The organism is Kitasatospora sp. NPDC015121, assembly GCF_055562955.1.
In genome coordinates, this window is sequence record NZ_JBVHEH010000046.1 from 19,101 (window position 1) to 39,184 (window position 20,084).

Sequence of the window (20,084 nt, forward strand, 5' to 3'; positions counted from 1 at the left end):
TGTGGGATCGAGTGTTTCCCCAGCTCAGCGCGTCTCAGAAGTACGTTCCAAAATTAGTGTCTCTCCGCTGTGAAATGCGTCTACTTATGAGACGGTTCCGGTGGCAGCGCAGCGCCCCGACCGGACACCTCGTCGGCCACGCCATCGTCACTATGGGATGCGCTCCAGGATGTGAGTCCGGTGGCAGCCGGGCTCGGCACCACGAACGCCACAGAGTGCTTGGCGCGGGTCACGGCCACGTAGAGCCCACAGGCGGTCTTCGGCTTGAGCTTCGTTCCCTTCGTGAGAAAGGCAGTGATGGACTTCGTCGGGTAGATGATCACTCGGTCGAAGGTCAGTCCCTTTACAGTCCCGAAATTGCGAAACGACAGTTCCACATCGTTCGCGGTGGTGATCCGGTCTCGTAGTGCCTGCGGATTGAACTGGCTCATGTACAGCGTCATGTCAGCCTCAGCGATCGCGAAGACCCCGTCGTGGCCCGTGATCTCGGTCTGCTTCGAGGTCGTCGGTTCGAAGCAGAATTCGGAGGGGAAGAGCGCGTCGGAGAAATCGGCAATCGCCTGGTTTGCACGCCAAGTTTCCTGGTTGTGATGGACGTCGAGAAGACCTGAGGCTCGATGCAGTTCGAACCAGTCGAGCATCTTCACCCCTCGGAACTTCCTGAGGTTCGGGTCCTGCGGGTTGGTATCGAACACCGATTGCCGCACGTCGCCGACCATGTGAACATCGATGCCAGGCGCTTTCATAAGCTGCTCGACGATGTGGAGGTCGCACCCGGTCAGGTCCTGCACTTCGTCGATGTAGATATCGTCGTAGATGTGGGAGAGCCGGTCGACGACGGCGCCGTTACTCGCTACGGATACGTCGTAGGCCAGCTTGGAGAGATGAAGTCGATATGCGCGGCCCTCGGCGTCGAAGAATCTGGCCGCTTCCTTGGCATACCTCCCGCCTACAGGCTCACCGTCAAAGTTGAGTCCGCGGAGGCGCTGTTCGGGGAAGCGCAGCGGAAGATACGGGCGGATGCAGTGCCGAAGCAGGAATGTAAACCAGCCCATGACCTCGGGGGATGTTCCGGGGGCGCAGGCTTGTTGGAGTCGCCCATTGAGTTCGGCCTGCCCGGTTTGGGTGAACGTCAGCGCGAGGCGGCGTACGCCGGGTGCTCCACCCGCGCAGGCATCGACGATCGACTGCGTCTTGCGGGATCCGGCGACGGCGAGAGTGACCCGGTTCATTCGACGAACTCGATTGCTTTCATCAGGTAGTCCGGGAACGTGATCGAAGTTTTTGACTCGGCGATTTTCAGGGCGGCGTCGGTCTTGTGGCCGGTCATCCAGTCGAGGGTGGTCTTCGTATCGTCCGTAATCGGCAGAAGCGCTCGCAAAGTAGCGTCACCGTTAGCGTGGATCAGCTGAGGCTCAAGGGTCCTGCCATCGGCTGGATCCCCGATGAACAGCTGCCGTTTCCCTGGCTGGAGATAGGCAGCGACCTTCCCCTCCCAGTGGCTTGGCTGCTTGCCGTCGTTGTCCCGGATTCCAGCGACCTGACGGTCGAGTGCCGCAGAGAGTTCCAGGGCTCGAGCCAGGGAAACGCCGGCCATGGACAGTACGTCGATCCCGGCTTCGATAGGCGTCTTGCCGTGTTTGTCTCGGAAGGCGCGCTCGAAGAACATCTCGTCGGACGGTCCCTCCGCAAGGACGAGTTTGTCCGCCAGAACGATGCGGAGGGTGTCGAAGCCAGAGAGGCGCTTGAAGTAGAGCACGGTGTCCGCCGAGATGTCGGAGAAAGTCGTCGGTGTTCCTGCGTGCAGGAGTCGGAGCTTGTCGAGCCCAAGGCGGTTGAGAACGTAGGAGCTGTGGGTGGTGATGAAGACCTGCCGATTACCAGCGAGTGCCTCGATGCGGGCGATCAACTGTGTGAGGCTGGTGTGGGAGAGGTGATTTTCCGGTTCCTCGATCAGAACGTAGGCGGTGGTGTCCGCCGAGCGGTTCATGGCGAGCGCCACCTTGATCGCGGCCTGAGGGCCTTGACCAGCGAGCGCAAATGGAATTTCGCCGACGTACGGCACAACACTCGCCTCCCAGGAGGCGCCGGCTGACTGGTCCATCTGCAAGGCGAGGTCTTTGTCGTGGAGCTTGGTGCCTTCGGCGACGATGCGCTTGTTCACCTCGGAAAGAGCCGTCTCCGAAATGTTGTGCCGTGCGCTGCGGTGCGCGACCGAGATCGCAGCCCGCTCCTTCGCCTCGACGAAGTCGCCGAGCATCTCACGTGTGTGATAGTCGAGCCCCCAGGTCGACCGGATCGTTCGAGAGTCGATGAAGGACACACCCAGGCTCTTCGGGCGGCGGTGGAGTGTCGCGCCGGAGAAGTCCTGCCACTCCACCTCGTAGTACTCGACGGGAATGATGTCGGGGCGGTCCGGGGCGGCAAGGTAGCTGGCTAATTCCTCGTAGTAGTCGGTCGACGGCTTGATGTGGATGCGCACACCCGGTGCATCCTCAGTGCGGGAGTTATAGACGCCGCGGAGGATGTGGATGTCCGGGTTCGAGGGGCTGAGAAAAAGCTCGATGAGGATTTCGGGAGCCTTGGGAGAATTCCCGGCAGCGAGTTCCGCGAAGTAATCGGCCACCAGTTTCTGGTTGAACCAGTACGGATTGAGTTGTTCTTCGGCCCAACGACCGTCGACCCGTCCCGTCAGACCGAGACTGATCGCCTCCAACAGAGTTGATTTACCCGCTTCGTTGCCGCCCACGACAATATTGAGCCCTGTAGTGGGAACCATCTCGAAGTCCTGGAAGAGGCGGTAGCCCCGGATGACAATGCGCTCAATCATTTATGTTGACCTCGTACCCACTCATAGACGCCCGAGCGTGCGCCTGGAATGTCGCATTGAAGCACGGGGTACCGACAGTCAAGCCCGCTAAATCGCCAGTGCATCGATTCCGATGGCCGAGCGAAGGAGCCTGCGGCGCATATGGAAGAGGTAGACCTGAGATGGTGGCAGTTGAAGAGTGGCTATAGGCGCGAATAAATGGAATTTGGGCGTCGAGAATAGATCGGTATTCGACGCTTCTGTGAAGTACGCGTATCCCCAGCTCGTTCTGAGGTCGATGTGTCGAGAACTCGTGTCGACAATCTATGTCGAATAACCAACAGACCTTGTCTTTTCGACAGAGAAGTTCTTTCAGGCTGCCCACCAGACGATGACGAGGGCGAAGAGGATGCAGCTGAGGACAACGGCAATTTCTGATCTCGCTCCGAGAAACTTTCGGACGCACTTTCGCCGGTCGATGCGAGGCGGTGGTGCCGTCATGGTGTGGGGGAGGGCTGGATCGTGGCTTCGAGTCGGGTGAGGCGTTCTTCGAGGGCGCCGGTGATGGCGAGCAGTCCGAGCAGGGTGGGCTCGGTGATGTCGCTGCCGTGTTGAGCGTGTTTGAGCAGGGTGGTGCGCAGGAGTGAGCACATGGGGGCGTCGTCGCTGATGGGGAGTTGTTCGAGTTTGGCGGTCAGACGGTCGTCAGGGGAGGTCATGCGTGGCTCCTGCACGTGTGGATCATGCAGGCAGTCCGAAGGGGTGACTGCCTGCGCGGTGGTATCGGGTGATGCGCTGGAACCGAGGCGGAAAACAGCGCACCGCAACGGTGATGTTACTGCGTCATTGCTGACCGGTCGGTACGTGGGAGGTAAGTGAGGGCGTCACCCCTAGGTGCGCTGAACTAACGCTGTAATGGTCCGCCGCTACCTGTTGCTGTGGGGCTGAGCGCGTTGCGGGTAGTTCAATGCTCAAGTAGCTGTAACTGTGCGAAGACTGGTAACGGGGGTGAACGGGACGTAAATTTTCGGGGGCGGCATCACCCGGTCCCCAACGGGTATGGCGAACGCTCCGCCGGTAGCCACCCCTGGTCTATCGGCGGGCGGCCCGCCCCGCAGGTTTCGGCGTGTGGACTGCGATTCGCTGCGCAGGGGGTCAGCGCGGGTTGGGGGTGCGCCACAGGGTTGGGGTGTCGCCGTCGTCGGTGTTGGCGAGGGCCCGGATTCCGTCGGCGTCCTGGGCGAGGATGTCCGCGAATTGCTGTCGGTGGGTGTCGTCGAGTCCGTCGGGAAGGTTCGCCCCGTCGGTGATGGATGCTGCGGCGCCGTCGAGGTAGCGGGCGATGCGCAGGAGCAGTGGGCGTGGTGTGGGGACGAGGAAAGCATTGGCGTCCGCGGTGATCATGCCGAGGGTCGAGAGCAAGGACAGGCCGGCGACAGCTTCTTTGTCGTCGAGGTTGATGTGCGCGACCTTCAAGGCTTCGGCCAGCGCCGCGGTGGTCAACCCGACAGCGGCGACAGGCATGGAGATGGCGCGCTCGAATTCGATCAGATCGGCGCCGGGGGCCTCGTCGGAGAGGGACACCGCGAGGGACTGCGCGAACGCGAGGAGACGTTCGTCGGTGAAGTCTCGCTGTGCGGTCTGGCGTGTGACCCGCATGAGAGTTGTGTATTCGGTGAGTTTGTCGTCGAGGATTTTCCGGGCTTCGGTGTCGGTGATCGTGAGCCCGAGATCGAGGAGTGCGGCCCGGAGTTCGGTGGATCGGGTGTGGAGCCAGGTGGGCCTCGGACTCATCTTTGTTGTTTCCTCGCTGGTGAACGCATTTTGTTTGGGATGAGCATAGATCGGTCGGCGCTGCGTGGTCTTCGGCAGCGGCCGCCGTGGCTTCCGCTGCTGGGGGGTGCTGTGGGGTAGCGACAGACAGGTCCCGGTTGTGGCGTTACAGTCGTCTTCGCGATGATGTGTGGGGTTCGCCGAGATGTCGTCACACACCTTTCGGTGGACAGTCCTGCTGGTGCGCTCGTCTCCCCGGACTCGGGCGCATCGAGACCTGCCTGGCTGGTGCTGACGATCAGCCAGGTGAGTCTCACCCTGGTGGGGTCAATGTCCAGATTCGGTGGGCACCGCGTTCCCGGCCCGTGTGGATTCACGCGCAGCCGTATCTGACGTACCTTCGACGTTTCGCTCGCCCAGCGCTGAGATGGGCACTCCACGTGCAGTTCTGGGGGAATTCTTGGTGGCCCGCCGGGTCAGGGTTAGGTGTCCGATCCGGCGAGCCGTGCGCCCGGACCTGGCAAGGAATGAGCACACGGAACATCGTACTGTTGCATCACCTCATGGGTTTCAGGTGGTGGAGTCTGTCGAAAAACGATGAAGTGGGATATTTTCGACAGATGTTGTTCGGTTACGCCAGGGTGTCGAGCGCAGATCAGAACCCCGCCCACCAGATCGACGCTCTGACGCGGGCTGGGATCGACGCCGCGAACATCCACACCGACCACGCGGGCGGTGCGAAAGCCTCACGCCCGCAACTCGACGCGGTGCTGACTCGACTACGTAGCGGTGACACGTTGGTGATCACCCGACTGGACCGGTTGGGGCGTTCGGTGGTGCACCTGATCACCCTCGGCGCTGAGTTACGCGAGCGGGGGATCGGATTGAAGGTTCTCGAGCAGGGCATCGACACCGCAACAGCGGAAGGGCGAGCGATGTTCGGGATGCTCTCCGTACTCGCCGAACTTCAACGTGAGTTGATCGTGGCGAACACCCGGGACGGGTTGGCCGCGGCGCGGGCGCGTGGTCGAAAGGGTGGTCGTCCGCCGAAGCTCACCGACGATCAGATCGTGCTCGCCCAGCAGCTTTACGACGCGGGGGAGAAGACGGTCGCGCAGATCGCGGCGATGTTGAATGTTCCCCGCACTACTGTCTACGGACACCTGAACAAGCGCACACCGGCGGCGAGTGCGTCGACCGATTCGGTGAGCACGGTAGCTGCGGTCCCCGTTGTGCCGGCGCGAACGTCGCGGATCTGCCCGTCCTGCGGTTACGAGCCGAGCACCAGAGCCGAAGCGGCCCATCAACGCGGCGACCTGGCCGTGATCTGGCTGCATCCTCATACCGACAATCCGGCCGATCCAGCTGCGGTGATCGCCCGATCACATTGCCATCAGTGCGAGCCGGGGCCGCCGGCGTTCGATGTCGCATGCACGGTGTGCGGTGACGGACCAATCCTCGCCGGCGATTTCGCACAGACCGCACGCAGTGGCGCCCTGCCGGATCCGGTGCAGCAGTGGCTCACCGCGAGTGGATGGGCCGTGCTGCCTGAGCTGCGATGCCCGGACCACACCTGAAAATTCGTCGGGACCGGTGAGTACTGTGCACTGATGCCGACAGTATGGACAGTCACGGACAACTCCGCTCGCGAGCTTCGCGATTCGCGACTTGCCGCTGACTTCATCACCCTCGAGATCGACGGAATCAATCCCGATCCAGTGATGCGATGGGCCGAGTTGCGTTCAGTGCTGCGATATCTCGAAGATCACGTCGGCCGCGTTTTCACCACCGCGGAGGCGGCATCGGAGGCACTGTTCGACGAGGGAGGCGGCTTTGGTATTTCATCGGTTCTCCGAGCAGGGGTCCTGGACCAACTCCATACCCAGCAGGTCGTCGGCGAGTATGTGTTACCGCCGAGAATGGCGCCGGGAGTCACCGAAAAGCTCGGTGTCTACGTCTACGCCCTGATCGATCCACGAGATCGCTCCATCTTCTACGTCGGCAAAGGAGTCGGAGATCGCGTCTACAGTCACGTCTGGTCCGCAATGGGAGCCCCTGACCTCGTCGAAGACGGAATCGAACGCGAAGCCCCCGCAGTGAAATCGGCAAAGAACCAACGCATTCGAGATATCTACCAGTCGGGCAAAACAGTCGAACACGTCATCCTGCGGCACCGGATCGAGCCCGAAGCGAGCGCCGACAAGAGCGCATACGCCATCGAGCAAACCTTGATCGATGCGCTCCGCCTGATAGAAGCGCCGACGGGTACGGCAGTGTTGGCAAACATCGCGGGCGGTCACACCACCACAGAGTGGGGCGTGATCCCGCTACCGGAACTGATCAGGCGTTACGCCGCGACTGCGGCACCGGAGATCGAACGGCCGTTCGTTGTTCTCGTCGTCAACGCGGCACTGAACCCGCAAAACTCCACAGAGCAGGTTTACGAAGAAGGTCGAGGCTGGTGGCACGCCGGCCCGGTTATTCGCAACACAGCGAATGTTCCGATTTTCTTCGTTGCCGCAGACATCGTCCGAGCGGTGTATCGGGCTTCGAGTTGGGAACAGAGCGGGCAGGGCGGAGCGTGGCGGTTCTCCGGCCCGGCGGATCCGGAACTGGAAACCCGCTACGTCGGAACCAGTGTCGCGGAGCTGAAGAAGGCTCGGCGGACCAGGCGATGGCGTCAACATGGTTGGCATCCCTACCCGGCGGAGTGAAAACCCTGCCCGCGCATTCGTCGAGTTCTGCGTGCGGTACAGAGCCCCCTCGAATTGGCGATAACTTAGATTATGTCGCCCTGTCGATGAAATTCGCTGCCCGGCAACGAAATACGTCCACGCTGAACGTGCATCGTCAGTGTCGAGTGGCAGCGTCGCTACCAGAGTTGGAGTGGACACTCTGCAGCCTCGGCCGCGGCGATGCGCTCTTCGATGGTGTCGAGTCCTACGTCTGCCCGACTACGTTTTGTCCGAACCGGATGCGAATCGCATCACTCCTCGCGGACCGACGCACTGCGAGGCATGTGGGTGCATCCACCGGTACGCATCAACGACGTCCTGCAGTTGATGCTCGGGTCGATCGGGGTCGCGGTAGCGCGTATCGCGGACCGATGAGCGGTAGGTATCGGCCAGCTTTCGAACAGCCGTCCGATCCTCAAGATGCAGTGGCACCTTCAAATCTCGGGCTTCGCCCTCTGCGACCCGCGTGAGTTCTCGGCCTTCGGCGGTCAGATCATCCCAGTATTTCTGATTTCTGGTTCATCTCGGTATCGGTTCTCTTCCACGTCAGGTTAGCCAACGAAAAGCGGTCGCTTAGATTATCCGATCTCATGAGCAGTGGCTGGTCGTTCACAACACCGACCGCTTGGGACCTGCATATCGACGATACGGCGGGTCGGAGGAAGGCAGGGAAGTCGTCGGACCTGGTGAGGTCCTGATGCTGCTCGTGAAATGCGAGTTCGCTTCCTTCTCAGGCTCGGCAGATTTACAGATCGGAGCCAAAGCAGGAAGCACGTCTAAGGCTGGCAGGGATTTGTTTATCGGTGTTTGCCCGTTCCGGGCAGGCCGCCGGAAACGACAGAGCGGATCCCTCCGGCCGGTGCCGGCCTTCCGCAATGCGGAACTTTCTTCGCCGCAGGAAGAGGCTTCGGACCTAACCGCACGTACAACTGCCGGCGCAGTCGACGAGCTTCGGCAACCAGGTCGCGCTCACGCTCGGAGAGTGGACGAGCAGATGCGACGTCGGTCGCCGTTCGTAAGAACTGCTCCACCTGCACAGGCTGCGGCGCCGTCAGACCCGTCCGCCGTGGCGTAATGCGTGCGCAGCGATAGACGCATGCACCTCAGAGACATTACGCGGGCGCAGTGATTGCGGGAGGAATCCGTCTCGCGCTAGCTTTGCGGCGAGTTCCAGCGACCATGGCGCCGCGAGCCGGGCGGCCGCAAGGAGCGAGGCATTGCCGAGCAGTTCGCCGGGATCGCCTTGGCGGACTGTGCCGCCCTCAACGATCGCTACTGACGACGCCCAATCCAACGCCAGAGCAGCGTCGTGGGTGGAGAGGACCACCGTGGTGCGACTTTCCTCGAGCCGTTCAAGTGCCTGGAACATCTCGACCACCCCGGCAGGGTCCAGGCCGGCAGTGGGTTCATCGAGGAGCAGCACACAGGGCCGCATCGCCATCGCGCCGGCAATCGTGACGCGTTTGCGTTCCCCGTAGGACAGTTCATGTGCCGGCCGGTCGGCCAGGTCGGTGAGCGACAGCAGCCGCATCGCCTCGTCGACCCGCTCTAGGATCTCGTCGGTGTTCAATCCCAGATTCGCTGGCCCGAAGGCGATGTCGTGTCTGACATCCGCCGAGAACAGCTGATCATCCGGGTTCTGCAGAACCAACTGCACATTCTGACGGTGAGTACGCAGCCCTGCCCTGCCGTACTTGATAGGGGTGTGGTCAAGACTGACCGTCCCGCGCGAGGGCCGCAGCGATCCGGCCAGTATTCGGAGCAGCGTTGTCTTTCCCGATCCGTTGGCACCCAGCAGTGCCACGCGTGAGCGCGGTGCCATCTCGATATCGACGTCGATCAGCGTATCGCTCGCACCGTGATAGGCGAACGCCACATGTTCGGCGCTCAGCGATCTATGGCTCATGCCATCTCCCACGAAACTGTTAGTGCGACAACACCAATAAGAACGGATACCGAGCCGAAGATGAATTGTCGGCTCACCGGCTGCCGATACAGAACCGGCATACCGATACCCTGGTCGCGACCCGCCAATCCGGTCTCCAGCCGTTGTGCCTGAGTCCAAGACCGGATCAGCACGGCCGCGGTCAGGAGGCCCACTGAGTTGAGTGATCGTCGAAATCCCGCATAGCCCAGTCGCGCGACCTGCGCCTGCCGGATCGTTGCCAGCGACTCCACCAGCACGAACACCATGCGATACATGATTCCGATGACGTCAACACAGGCCGCCGGGAGCCCCGCCCGCCGTAGCGCCGTCGTCAACGTGGTCATCGGTGTCGTGGAGGCAAAGACGAGCATCGCCAGTGATGCCGTCATCGCACGCAGTGCGAGTTCAGCTGCACCCAAAGCCGTGTGCGCAGTCATTGATATCGTCAGAGCGCCGAAATCGATCGATACCGCAGTCGACAGCGCCGCGATCGCAATAAATGCCGCAGGTCCTCGGGCGGTACGGAGCACGTGCGCAAACGGAACCCCGGCTCGTCGCGCGGCGATCAGGGTCACCACGATCAACAGTGGCGCCGCCGGAACCGGGGCAAGCACCACCGCACATCCGACGATCCCGCCGAAGAGAATGACCTTCTCTGCGACCGGCCGGCGGCGCCACGTCGACCTCCACGCAACGCTATCGATCGCGGCGGTGCCAGCACTCATGTCCGGTCACCCTCGCCAGCGCTCGCGGCCATAGCGTCGACGTCACCGGCCAGTGCGATCGCCTCACGTTCGGAGCGCCTACGCTGCCACATCGCCCCGAGCGCAAAGCCGAACACTCCCGCACCGAGCGCAGCCTGCAGCGCGAACAGTCCTGATTCGATCTCACCGGACCCGGGGGTGAAGACCGGCGAGAACCATGGCTTGTAGTCGGAATGGTTCTCCTCGATGTGCTCGGTGGCCAGGGCATCGCTACCGACGAACGCCTCATCCTCCGGGGCGTTCCGATTGAGAAACATCGACAGAGCGAAGATCACGACAATCGCACCGATGATCAGTGCGGTGACCAGAACATTCTTGTTACGCGACATGAATGTTCTCCTTGGCTGGGGCTGCGCTGTCTTGTGCGGTGCGGTCGGTCAATACTCCCAGACGCAGCAATTCCGGCCGCGCCACCTTCCGCAGGACGTTGAAAATCAGGACCCCGACGAGGCCCTCGATGACAGCCAGTGGAATCTGAGTAACGGCGAAGACACCAAGGAACTTCACCACCGAACCGATCACACCGCCGGTCGCATCGGGGAAGGCAATGCCGAGCTGAACAGAGGTAACGCAGTATGTCGAGAGATTCGCGATCGCCATTGCGAAGAAGATCCCGACACTAAAGGGTGCCTTCAACTTTCGGCTCAACTGCCACACCACGTATCCGGCCCACGGACCAACAATGGCCATCGAAAACGCGTTGGCACCCAAGGTGGTGATACCGCCGTGTGCAAGCAGCAGCGCCTGAAACAGGAGTACCACCGTTCCCAGGAAGGCCATCACCGGCGGCCGAAAGAGCACCGCGCCCAACCCCGTTCCGGTGGGATGGCTCGAGCTACCGGTCACCGAGGGAAGTTTGATCGCGGACAGGACGAAGGTGAACGCCCCTGCCGCCCCGAGCAACAACCGCGATTCAGGATGCTCACGTACCTCGCGCACGACGGCCACGGCACCGTGTACAACGAACGGTGCGGCTACCGCCGCCCAACAGGCCGCCTGGACCGGCGGCAAAAAGCCTTCGGCAATATGCACTGGTTCATTCCTCTGCTGTAAGAGATGGGTCAGTTACGAAAACTCATTCACCGTCATCCGATGGTCGGAGATAGTCCTCCACTTGTTTTTGCATCGACTGCACCATGTCGACGTCCACTCCGAGCACCGAACCAATCTCGGCGGCACTAAGTCCGTGAACATGCGCTGCCACATGTACGTTGCGCAAGTCGGTCGGCATCTCGAACAGCCGGCCGGCGAGCTCCTCCCAGGAACACTGCTGTGCTCGCCAGTCACCGTCCGGGTCGGCAATGAGAGGTTCGGCAAGGGCCGCGATACGCCCCGCATAAGGCAGTCCCTGGTAACGAAACACCCGGGGCCGGGCCAGCATCGAGACCACCACCTGCATGGCCACCGCCTCCGCAACAGTCCGGTCCCCCAGCCGGTGGGTGACCATGTACCGCACCGAATCACGGGTGTCATTCAGGCGCAATATCCACGCTAGATAGTCGTCTTGCCAATCACTTTCGAAATCCACTGCCCTCCATGCACAAGAACTCTGAGGCCGGGACCGGGCGGTCCGCTCGGTTGGTACACCCACACGCGCCGAGCGGACCGCCGCCGGCCGGGTTACGGCGTCGGCACCACCGTGGCGACCGAGGCTGCCATTACCTCGTTGGTGTACTCGACAGCGGTGGCCGGCAGTGCGGCGCCCGCCATCTCGTCGACACCGATACGGGTGTTCCACCCTGGCGATCCAGCAATCGCCTTACCCATCGTGGCCTCGAACTGATCCGATGGCTCCGAGAGGACGATGCCGAGTTCGAGCAGCCAGCTACTGAGGCTGGTCCGCTCACTGGCAGGGACCGCGTCATAGAGCTTCTTGGCTTCGGCGAATGCCGTCAGGTCCGCCTTCGCCACACCCGGAACGATGATGTTGGAGTACACCGTCAGCTCGTCGAAGAACTCGCCTTCGGTGGTCCGCAGCGAGCCGTCCTCACCCGGCAGCAGGTACTGCGACAGAGTCGATTCGAGCTTGGCCTGCAGGGTCGCATTCCACTTGGTGCGGGCCGCGAAGGTATGTGCTTCCACATACTCTGTCGCGAAGCCCTCGCGAATACCCATCCACTGCGGGACATACCCGATCCAGTCGCTGATCGCACTACGCCACTTGCTGATCGGCTCGCCCGGCAGTACCTCCACACCGGGATGCATGAGCTTGGCAACGTTGAACACGGTGAAGTTACGCGGCCCGAAACTGACTCGCTCATGTGGTGCACCGGTGAAACCGGCCGGACGCAGAACGCGGAAGATCTCGCGACCGTAGTCGTGAACGACGTAGCGGGCGAACGAGTCGTCCACGAACTTGTTCGTGACGTGCAACGCCTGCTGATGCCGGATCTCGGGGAGCACACCCTTCTTGATTGTGGTGTACCGGTACAGACGCTCCCACGACTGCTCCTGGGTGACCGCCAGGAATCCTCCGGTAAACGGATTCTTGTACATGTCACCCCACACCGAGGTGATCTTCTCGTTCTTCGTCTCATCGAGCATGCAGTCGATCTCGTTGAGCGTGGCGTAAACCGAAGCGCCACGCTGGTACTCAGGATCTCCCGAACACGGCATGAAGCCGACCCCGATGACCGGCACCCGACGGCCGAGCGCACCGGTGCTCAGGTGGCGGGCGAGGTCAACAACCATTCCGCTGCCCGTGCCGCCACCAACACCGAAGGCAACAAGAACCAGGCATGGCAGGCCGGTCTGGTCGATGCTGTCGGCAAATGCTTCCAGTTCGCTGTGGAGTGGGCGCTCGCCGTCGTAATACGCACGGCCATAGATCGCCTTCGCCAAGGAGCGGGACACATGCTCGTCGGAGGACGGGACCTCCAGTTGGCCGACGTAGTTCTTCTCGGTGGTCGGAGTCGTGGTGGCATCCAGCCACGACGCGAATCCGCTCTCGCCCTGGCCCTTCCAGCTGAACCGCGGGAACTCCCTGCCGAGGAACTCGGGAAAGCGAGCCATGCTCTGCTCGAGATCCGCGGCGTCAGGGATGTCCAGGGCCACAGTGCGAATCTGCGCGCGGTCCCGGGGAATCCCACGATCATCAAGGCGTGCGTAGAACGAGTCCGCGTACTGGCGCATCTGACGCATGTCGCCCTCGCCGATATCGATCGCCAACGCAGTGAAACGAGCGCGCGGATCGTCGAGCATGTCCTCGATCTCACCGGTCCGCAAGAGCGCATCGATGAGCTGGGCGCCGGCCTTACCGAGGCCGACAACATTGATACAGTGCGGCGCCTGTTTTCCGCTTGCACTGTGGTACATGGATAGTGCCATGGTGATAGTTCAGCCCTTCTAGCTAGCTCAGGTATCCAAGGTCCTTGAGGATGGTTGCGGCGACCGTGGGGCGCTCGTCCGCAACCAACGTTCGGTACTTGTCGATGAATTTGTTGGCCTCGCGCGGGATTGCCCCCTGGTTAACCAGGTCAACACCTTTTTCCAAGTTGTAGCGGTGTAGTTCTGCGGTCCAGAGCCGGTGTTTGACGTAGATCCGCTCGTCGTCGGCTCCGCTGACGGTCACGGTTGCCCCACCCGGAAGGGTGTCGACCGCCGCGCCGTCCCGATACTTCTCGACGGCCTGATCCCAGTCCAGACCTGCTGGCTCCGTAGTCATCTCGGCCCCCGCGTGCTCGATGTCGGTTCCGGTGCTCACTTGGACAGCTCGAGTTGTTCAACCTCACCACGGATTGCCAAGTGCGGGACAACAACCCAGCACGCGCAGCCCAACAGGCATTCGCCACCGACTCCCTCGAATCGGGTTGAGGGCTCGCAGAGCAGCACACCGAGATCGAGCAGCCATGCGTGACGCATGAGCTTGGACTCCCAATCCAGCGCGTCGTAGGCCTCCCGCGCGGGCACGAACCAGCTCATGTCGAGCTTGCTCAGCCGCGGGATGAAGGCCGCGACCGTGGTGTCGCCCGAACCTGCGAAGGCCAGCGTGTTGGGTCCGACGACGGGATCGAGGGATTCAGACAACGACGCTGCGACTGCGCTGGCCGAGTCCGCACCGAAAGCGCGAACCTCGACGAATTCGACTGTTGCCGAGTCGGTTACCTCGCCGACCAGCGGAGTGCCGGCCGGACCAATACCCACTGCGAGCAAGTTGATCCAGCTGTCGGTCTGATCACCACGGGTGGCCGGATGCCACGCGTCGGCCGGGACATTCATCCAGTTGAGTGCCTTGATCGACTCGTACAGGTGATCACCTCCGTCACGCAGAACAAACTGCGCGATACCGGTGTCGATGGCCTTGTGCGCGGCGTCAAGGTCGCCGACCGCGTCGTACACCGCGTTCTGTGGCACACCGAAGAATCCTGCAGTGAAGGGGTTCTTGTAGAGGTCACCCCAGACGGTCATGACGCCCTTGTTCTTGTCGGCGTCCACCATGCAGTCGAGCTCATTGATGGCGATGAACGCGCGGCCGTCCTTGAGTTCGTCGGGGTCGGCGTCGGCGGGCAGCACGCACATGCCGGCAACCAGCGCGCGACGGCCCAACCGGATGTTGGATAGATGGCGGGCCAACTCGACGACGATGCCACTACCGGTTCCACCGACCAGTGAGAAGGCGATGATCACCAGTGGGGTCTTGTCGCTGGACATGATCCCGTCGGCGAAACGGTCAAGCGCTTGGGCAACCGCACCACCGGTGTAGTAGTCGACGCCGTAGAGGCCCTTGGACACCGCACGCGGGAAGTGGTCACCAGCCTCCGGCACCACGAGATCGTTGGGAAGCCACGGCTCGTAGTTGGGATTCCAGTAGTAGCGGGGGTACTCCTTCTTGAGAAATTCGCGGTAGCGTCGCAGTTCGCTGAACAGCGCCTCATTCTCCAGCGCGGGGAGGTCGACGACCTCCGCGCTGGCGAGATCGCCGGACAGTGCTGCCGACGCGGTGGTGACACCGGTCAATTCGGCATCACCGATGTCGATGGCCAGCCCACGGAACGGTGTTTCCGAACCGGCTGCAGCACCCCCGGGTGCGTACTCGCGCAGCATCGATTCGACGACGTTGGAACCGGTCTTGCCGATGCCCAGGACGTGAATAGAGAACGGTCCCTCGTGATCTCCGATGCGGTGAACGCCATCGGTGACCAACGCCTCAAGCCGTACCTTGTCGGTGCCGTACCCAGCGGACTCGCTGTCGCACGCCGCGCCTTCATGGGCGTGGCTGTGCCCATGATCGTGATTGTGGTCGTGTGCTCCTGACACTTCATCTCCTTCAACGGTGGTCGCGAGCCTGCGGGTGCCGCACAGCAGGGAGGGGCGGGTCTTTCGGCCGGACTCGCGGAGTTACTGCCTGAATGAGAAGCCCCTGGCTTCCCCGCAACTGACAGTAGTGGAGATACTGTCAGTGTGAAATATATCAATGTTAACTTTTCGTAACCGAAATATGCGAAATGACAACGATGTGGTTGAGGGGCAATCCTGTGCACGCTAGTATGTGGACATCGGGGGACTGGAACGGGGCCTCAGTTACTCGTACTGCGCGTCCCCCGTACCAAGAGAAGGATGATCGGATGGCCACTGTCCAGGCCAAGCCGACGGGCGCCGCCGGCGCGGCCGAGGCAGACGCCCTACAGGTCTCACCCAGGCCACTGGCAGGGCGATTGGATTCATTGAGTCGGATGCTCTCACGCCGCATCGACGGGATTACCGCGCAGCACAATATGTCCGCCGATCACTGGTACGCACTCGACGTCATCGTGCGCCAGGACGGCGTGGCGATGAATCACTTGGCACGAGCGTTGAGTGTCGCCGCACCCACCCTCACCAAGTACGTGGACAAGCTGGCTGTGAACGCCTACGTCTTCCGGCTCGCCGACCCGGGTGATCGACGCAAAGTGCTGGTGCACGCCTCCAGTCGGGGTACGAGCGTCCACCAGGAACTTCTCGGCACTATCGCTGCCACCGAAGCCGAGGTATTGGGCATGTTCGCCGCACGCGACCGCCAAGCGCTGGAACGCATGCTCAACCACTACGGCAAACAAGCAGAAGACTTCACGAGTCAGTAAACCGACCGGCGCCCGCCGCTGGTTTAGCCGACTGCGGCAATCTGTTCGAGGACATCGAATTCGAGCCCCCTGGCCTTCGCTATATACACGTCTTGAGCGAGATGGTGCCGACGGAAGCGGACATGCCCACGTGGACTGTCATAGTGAATGTCGGCTTGTGCCTGAGCACTCAAGTCAGACACATTCACCGACGCTGACCGCTCAACCAGTTCAGCCAGGAGCCGCACACCCTCGTAGCAGGACTCGCCCGGCGAGGCCAGCGGCGGCGCACTCGCACCGAAGCGCTCCGCATACCGCCCACCGAACTCCAGACTGTGGCCGGTCCCCAAGGATTCGAAGAAGCCTGACACGGAATAGAGTTCACGCGCAGCGCCCGCACCGCCGGCCAGCAGCATATTCTCATCGATCAGCGGCCCGAGTCGAGGGAGATCGCGATCTAACCCACGAGCAGCGAACTGCCTGTTGAACGACACCGCATCCTGGCCCAGCAACAACACGAACACCCCGCCGGCGCCGGAGCACTCGATCTCATCGAGCACATCACTGAAATCGGTCTCACCCAGCGGCGTGAAGTACTCCCCGACGAGCCTGACACCTGAACCGAAGGCACCTGTCGTCGCCCACTTCCGCATACGACCAGCGGTGCGTCGTGGCCACACATAGTCACTGCCGACGACAAACCAGGATGTGATGCCGTCCTCTCGAGCCATCCATTGCAGCGCAGGCACGATCTGACGTTCGGGTACCTCCCCGGTAGTGAACACACCGGGTGACGATTCACCGCCCTCGTACACCGCCGTGTAGATGTAGGGCACCAGACCACCTACGGATCGCACGATCTCGCGACGCAGCGCCGAAGTATGCCAGCCGACCAGGGCTTCGACCTCACCGTTGGACACCCGTGCGGAGACGTCGCCGGCCACGTCCCCAATGTCGGCGCCGCCATCGATGACGGTGGCGGTGACCTCGCAACCAAGAAGTCCGCCATGCTGATTGAGTTCGGCGATGGCCAGTTCGGCGCTGCTCAGGCACGACGGCCCGAAGATCCCCGCCGGACCACTCTCAGGTATGAGCAGGCCGAGATTCATGCGTGGGTCAGACATCGAACACTCTCCCTGCGCAGGGTGGGTCGCCGGTTACGTCCCATGATTTCAGCGCGCTATTACCGGGGTGTAAATCGCTCGTGTGAGGTCACACACGCGGAAAACAGATTCGATCCCGCCGGGACATGACATGATTCCCCGGCGAGACCGACTCCGTCGCTATGCTTCTGCGGTCTTCTCGGTGGGCAGATCGTAGACCGGTGCGGACGCAACACCAATGGTCTGGCGGGTGATCGCCTCGACCTTTTCCCGGGTGGCCTCGGCGTCGGTCACCCAGTCACGGTAGAAGTCGAAGGGGCATTCGGCGATTCCCTTGTCACCGTCGCCTGCGTTGTAGACGCCGGTGTAGCCGCGGTGGAGCAGCTTGAACAGGTGGTTCTGCGACTGGTCATTGGCACGCGCATCCCGGATCGTCGAAAGCGACAGCTGCGCGTACTGAATCCCATAGTCTTCCTCCCCGCACTCCCCCAGCGTGCGCCCGTCAAATCCGACGATGGCGCTGTGGCCGAAGTACGAGTAGACGCCGTCGAAACCGGTCGCATTGGCCACTGCGACATAGCAGTTGTTGGCCCACGCCATCGTCTTTGACATCAGAACCTGCTGCTCCTTGGCCGGATACATGTAGCCCTGCGGGCGGACGATGAGCTCAGCACCCTTCATCGCGCAGTCCCGCCAGATCTCCGGGTAATTGCCGTCGTCGCAGACGATGAGCGAGATTTTCATGCCCTTCGGGCCGTCGGTGACATAGGTTTGCCCACCCGGGTACCAGCCCTCGATCGGGGTCCACGGCATGATCTTGCGATACTTCTGCACGATCTCGCCCTCGTCGTTGATCAGCACCAAGGTGTTGTAGGGCGGCTTGTTCGGGTGATCCTCATGCCGTTCACCGGTCAGGGAGAAGACTCCCCAGGTCTTTGCATCCCGACATGCCTTGGCGAAGATGTCGGTTTCATCGCCTGGCACCGTGGCGGCCGTCGCATACATCTCGTCGTTGTCGTACATGATGCCCATGGTGGAGTACTCGGGGAACACCACCAGATCCATACCCGGGAGGCCGGCCTTCATCCCAACAACCATGTCCGCTATCTTGCGTGCGTTGTCGAGTACCTCCTCCTTGGTGTGCAGCCGCGGCATCTTGTAATTCACGACGGCAACGCCAACCGTGTCCGGGCTCGATGAGATGTCTCCGTGTCGCATGTTGGACCTCCATTTAGTTCGTAAACTCTCGCCAGCCTCTGCACGAGGTACTTTGATCGTAAAGTATTGCAAACGACAGGGTACAGCCGTACCTGTTACACCTATGTTTCAAGGAGGATCGCTCGATGCAACCCGAACCACCCCCGGACTCAATCTCCAGCCCGGTAGGAACCAGCCGCTTCAGGCTGGGTCGGCTCCGATCACCACAGGAGCTGACTGCCGCATTGCAGTCACATATCGTCGGGCAGGAGGCTGCCATCGACGCTGCGGTGCGGGCGTTGACGATTTCCGCGGCGGGGCTGCGCGACCCAAACCGTCCGATCGCCTCGCTACTGCTGGTCGGGCCGACCGGCGTGGGAAAGACCGAGCTCGCAAAACAACTCGCGTGTCAGGTCACCGGCGATCCCGACAACCTCTGCCGAATAGACATGAATACCCTTGCACAAGAACACTACTCGGCATCACTCGCCGGTGCGCCGCCCGGCTACGCCGGCGCAAAGGAAGGCCTGACTCTCTTTGACCCCGCCCTGATCGCAGGTAACCATTCCCGGCCGGGGCTCGTACTCTTCGACGAGGTCGAGAAAGCGCACGCGACAGTCCTGCGGTCCTTACTGCAGATACTCGACAGCGGGGTCCTAAGGCTGTCGGCAGGCAACGAGACCATCGACTTCCGTAACGCGATTGTGCTATTCACTTCCAACCTCGGATCTGCCGAAGTAGCTGCCCACGAACGCCGGCGCCGAGGCTCGTCGTCACTGCAGCGGCTCGCGGCACCATTCCGACCCGGCGCACGTCGCGACTCGCAGCAGATCGTTGCCGACGTCGTCGAGCAATTCTTCGATCCGGAGCTGTACAACCGCTTCGACGAGGTTGTGCACTTCGCGCCGTTGACCCAGACCTCAGCGGCGAAGATTGTGGATCTCGAGCTCGTGCGCCTACGTAATCAGCTGTCTGCCATACACATTGATTGGATGCCAGATGACGATGTACGAAGTCTTCTGATCAACAAGGGATTTGATTCCACCTACGGGGCCAGACATATGAGACGTACCGTCCGGACTACGCTGTTGGCGCCGATCGCCGAAGCAGTCGTGACCGCTCCCGACGCAGACAACCAATCTCACCACACACTGTCCACGACAGTGGCGCAGGGAGGAATCGTCGCCACCGTCACCCGGGCTGTGTCGTAGACACTGGAAGAGACCGACTGTGCGAATCACTGCTATTTGGGCACACCGCCGGGAATCACTGCTACCAGGCCGCCGATCGCTCCGACGGCGCCGCCCCTGTCAACGTAGATCGCAGCATAGTGATTGTTGAACAGCGACCGTGTCCGATGACACCTCAGTTGGGAGTGGTGACAGCTACTTGAGAGCCACTGACCCGCATATTGCGGCTACCGGCTTGCGTAGTTCGCTGCCATCTGAAGCGAGATTCCATGGTTTCGTGGCGGCGACTGTCCTCAGTGACAGCCGATGTGAGAGTTCGGCGTGGATTCTTTCAGGTTGGCGAGTTCGAAGTCCTAGGCTGGTGTCACCGGGTCCCATCTAGGGTGGCGTAGTGTCAACTACGTTGGCACCCGACAGGCTGCGAACTGACGTAGAGTTTGCTCACGACAGATGTACTGATCAGGTGCCGGGTTCTGAGGTGTCGAGTTTTCGGTGGGGTTGGACGCAGCACGTGGCGGAGCGGACCCAGGCGGGCGGCGCTGGCGCCC

18 protein-coding genes are annotated in these 20,084 nt (G+C 61.8%); 4 read left to right on the forward strand and 14 right to left on the reverse strand.

The genetic code is table 11. The features are described 5' to 3' along the window. Window positions 1-80: 80 nt before the first annotated feature. From ACZ3J7_RS37750 to ACZ3J7_RS37765, 4 genes are all read right to left on the reverse strand, one after another. A complete protein-coding gene (locus tag ACZ3J7_RS37750; RefSeq protein ID WP_311052665.1) occupies window positions 81-1,232 on the reverse strand; it encodes a DEAD/DEAH box-containing ATP-dependent helicase in 1,152 nt (383 codons plus the stop codon). Then, window positions 1,229-2,830 (reverse strand): ATP-dependent nuclease, encoded by a 1,602-nt coding sequence (locus ACZ3J7_RS37755; RefSeq protein WP_311052666.1) that lies wholly within the window; start codon window positions 2,828-2,830, stop codon window positions 1,229-1,231. Before ACZ3J7_RS37755 ends, ACZ3J7_RS37750 begins: the two co-directional genes overlap by 4 nt. Window positions 2,831-3,306: 476 nt before the next feature. After that, entirely contained in the window at window positions 3,307-3,528 is a 222-nt protein-coding gene (locus ACZ3J7_RS37760; protein ID WP_003944686.1) for a hypothetical protein, read from the reverse strand. Between the two features lie 436 nt (window positions 3,529-3,964). Beyond that, window positions 3,965-4,603, reverse strand: a complete 639-nt coding sequence (locus tag ACZ3J7_RS37765) for a hypothetical protein (protein WP_115304714.1) — start codon at window positions 4,601-4,603, stop codon at window positions 3,965-3,967. A gap of 599 nt (window positions 4,604-5,202) precedes the next feature. On the opposite strand from ACZ3J7_RS37765, the gene ACZ3J7_RS37770 reads away from it, so the two are divergent. Both ACZ3J7_RS37770 and ACZ3J7_RS37775 read left to right on the forward strand, forming a co-directional pair. Beyond that, window positions 5,203-6,159 carry a recombinase family protein gene (locus ACZ3J7_RS37770; protein WP_311052670.1) on the forward strand — a complete coding sequence of 319 codons (957 nt, stop codon included), beginning with the start codon at window positions 5,203-5,205 and terminating at the stop codon, window positions 6,157-6,159. A gap of 33 nt (window positions 6,160-6,192) precedes the next feature. Next, a complete protein-coding gene (locus ACZ3J7_RS37775) occupies window positions 6,193-7,296 on the forward strand; it encodes an LEM-3-like GIY-YIG domain-containing protein (protein ID WP_311052673.1) in 1,104 nt (367 codons plus the stop codon). A 1,072-nt stretch (window positions 7,297-8,368) separates the two neighbouring features. Here ACZ3J7_RS37775 and ACZ3J7_RS37780 read toward each other — a convergent pair. The 8 genes from ACZ3J7_RS37780 to ACZ3J7_RS37815 all read right to left on the reverse strand — a co-directional run bounded on the left by ACZ3J7_RS37780 (window position 8,369) and on the right by ACZ3J7_RS37815 (window position 15,264). After that, on the reverse strand, window positions 8,369-9,223 hold the full coding sequence (locus ACZ3J7_RS37780; protein ID WP_311052675.1) for an energy-coupling factor ABC transporter ATP-binding protein: 855 nt from the start codon (window positions 9,221-9,223) through the stop codon (window positions 8,369-8,371). Beyond that, window positions 9,220-9,969, reverse strand: a complete 750-nt coding sequence (gene cbiQ / locus ACZ3J7_RS37785) for a cobalt ECF transporter T component CbiQ (protein WP_059039476.1) — start codon at window positions 9,967-9,969, stop codon at window positions 9,220-9,222. Before cbiQ ends, ACZ3J7_RS37780 begins: the two co-directional genes overlap by 4 nt. Next, the gene (locus ACZ3J7_RS37790; RefSeq protein WP_095972692.1) at window positions 9,966-10,337 is read right to left on the reverse strand and encodes an energy-coupling factor ABC transporter substrate-binding protein; all 372 of its coding nucleotides are present in this window, start codon (window positions 10,335-10,337) and stop codon (window positions 9,966-9,968) included. Before ACZ3J7_RS37790 ends, cbiQ begins: the two co-directional genes overlap by 4 nt. Continuing rightward, entirely contained in the window at window positions 10,327-11,040 is a 714-nt protein-coding gene (locus tag ACZ3J7_RS37795) for an energy-coupling factor ABC transporter permease (RefSeq protein ID WP_311052678.1), read from the reverse strand. Before ACZ3J7_RS37795 ends, ACZ3J7_RS37790 begins: the two co-directional genes overlap by 11 nt. Before the next feature lie 43 nt (window positions 11,041-11,083). Then, on the reverse strand, window positions 11,084-11,536 hold the full coding sequence (locus tag ACZ3J7_RS37800) for an RNA polymerase sigma factor (RefSeq protein WP_311052680.1): 453 nt from the start codon (window positions 11,534-11,536) through the stop codon (window positions 11,084-11,086). A gap of 92 nt (window positions 11,537-11,628) precedes the next feature. Further along, on the reverse strand, window positions 11,629-13,323 hold the full coding sequence (locus ACZ3J7_RS37805; protein WP_465627804.1) for a hypothetical protein: 1,695 nt from the start codon (window positions 13,321-13,323) through the stop codon (window positions 11,629-11,631). Window positions 13,324-13,357: 34 nt separating this feature from the next. Next, on the reverse strand, window positions 13,358-13,711 hold the full coding sequence (locus tag ACZ3J7_RS37810; RefSeq protein ID WP_231783642.1) for a hypothetical protein: 354 nt from the start codon (window positions 13,709-13,711) through the stop codon (window positions 13,358-13,360). Next, on the reverse strand, window positions 13,708-15,264 hold the full coding sequence (locus tag ACZ3J7_RS37815) for an FtsZ/tubulin family protein (protein WP_311052683.1): 1,557 nt from the start codon (window positions 15,262-15,264) through the stop codon (window positions 13,708-13,710). The genes ACZ3J7_RS37810 and ACZ3J7_RS37815 overlap by 4 nt, the downstream gene beginning before the upstream one ends. Before the next feature lie 308 nt (window positions 15,265-15,572). On the opposite strand from ACZ3J7_RS37815, the gene ACZ3J7_RS37820 reads away from it, so the two are divergent. Then, window positions 15,573-16,067 carry a MarR family winged helix-turn-helix transcriptional regulator gene (locus ACZ3J7_RS37820; protein ID WP_353799043.1) on the forward strand — a complete coding sequence of 165 codons (495 nt, stop codon included), beginning with the start codon at window positions 15,573-15,575 and terminating at the stop codon, window positions 16,065-16,067. 23 nt (window positions 16,068-16,090) lie between these two features. Here ACZ3J7_RS37820 and ACZ3J7_RS37825 read toward each other — a convergent pair whose 3' ends face one another. Together ACZ3J7_RS37825 and ACZ3J7_RS37830 are read right to left on the reverse strand one after the other, a co-directional pair. Beyond that, window positions 16,091-17,170, reverse strand: coding sequence for a substrate-binding domain-containing protein (locus tag ACZ3J7_RS37825; protein ID WP_054828167.1), 1,080 nt, complete (start codon window positions 17,168-17,170; stop codon window positions 16,091-16,093). Window positions 17,171-17,329: 159 nt separating this feature from the next. Continuing rightward, the gene (locus tag ACZ3J7_RS37830; protein WP_125053400.1) at window positions 17,330-18,367 is read right to left on the reverse strand and encodes an aliphatic amidase; all 1,038 of its coding nucleotides are present in this window, start codon (window positions 18,365-18,367) and stop codon (window positions 17,330-17,332) included. A 224-nt stretch (window positions 18,368-18,591) separates the two neighbouring features. Here ACZ3J7_RS37830 and ACZ3J7_RS37835 point away from each other — a divergent pair, with 224 nt between their 5' ends. After that, window positions 18,592-19,557 carry an AAA family ATPase gene (locus ACZ3J7_RS37835; RefSeq protein WP_311052686.1) on the forward strand — a complete coding sequence of 322 codons (966 nt, stop codon included), beginning with the start codon at window positions 18,592-18,594 and terminating at the stop codon, window positions 19,555-19,557. Window positions 19,558-20,084: the final 527 nt, after the last annotated feature.

Bases quoted from the DNA above. Each gene is read 5' to 3' on its own strand.
- ACZ3J7_RS37765 (WP_115304714.1), bottom strand. From the start codon at position 4,603: ATGAGTCCGAGGCCCACCTGGCTCCACACCCGATCCACCGAACTCCGG.
- ACZ3J7_RS37820 (WP_353799043.1), top strand. From the start codon at position 15,573: ATGGCCACTGTCCAGGCCAAGCCGACGGGCGCCGCCGGCGCGGCCGAG.
- ACZ3J7_RS37760 (WP_003944686.1), bottom strand. From the start codon at position 3,528: ATGACCTCCCCTGACGACCGTCTGACCGCCAAACTCGAACAACTCCCC.
- ACZ3J7_RS37770 (WP_311052670.1), top strand. From the start codon at position 5,203: ATGTTGTTCGGTTACGCCAGGGTGTCGAGCGCAGATCAGAACCCCGCC.
- ACZ3J7_RS37825 (WP_054828167.1), bottom strand. From the start codon at position 17,170: ATGTCTGACCCACGCATGAATCTCGGCCTGCTCATACCTGAGAGTGGT.
- ACZ3J7_RS37750 (WP_311052665.1), bottom strand. From the start codon at position 1,232: ATGAACCGGGTCACTCTCGCCGTCGCCGGATCCCGCAAGACGCAGTCG.
- ACZ3J7_RS37830 (WP_125053400.1), bottom strand. From the start codon at position 18,367: ATGCGACACGGAGACATCTCATCGAGCCCGGACACGGTTGGCGTTGCC.
- ACZ3J7_RS37780 (WP_311052675.1), bottom strand. From the start codon at position 9,223: ATGAGCCATAGATCGCTGAGCGCCGAACATGTGGCGTTCGCCTATCAC.
- ACZ3J7_RS37755 (WP_311052666.1), bottom strand. From the start codon at position 2,830: ATGATTGAGCGCATTGTCATCCGGGGCTACCGCCTCTTCCAGGACTTC.
- cbiQ (WP_059039476.1), bottom strand. From the start codon at position 9,969: ATGAGTGCTGGCACCGCCGCGATCGATAGCGTTGCGTGGAGGTCGACG.
- ACZ3J7_RS37775 (WP_311052673.1), top strand. From the start codon at position 6,193: ATGCCGACAGTATGGACAGTCACGGACAACTCCGCTCGCGAGCTTCGC.
- ACZ3J7_RS37790 (WP_095972692.1), bottom strand. From the start codon at position 10,337: ATGTCGCGTAACAAGAATGTTCTGGTCACCGCACTGATCATCGGTGCG.
- ACZ3J7_RS37805 (WP_465627804.1), bottom strand. From the start codon at position 13,323: ATGTACCACAGTGCAAGCGGAAAACAGGCGCCGCACTGTATCAATGTT.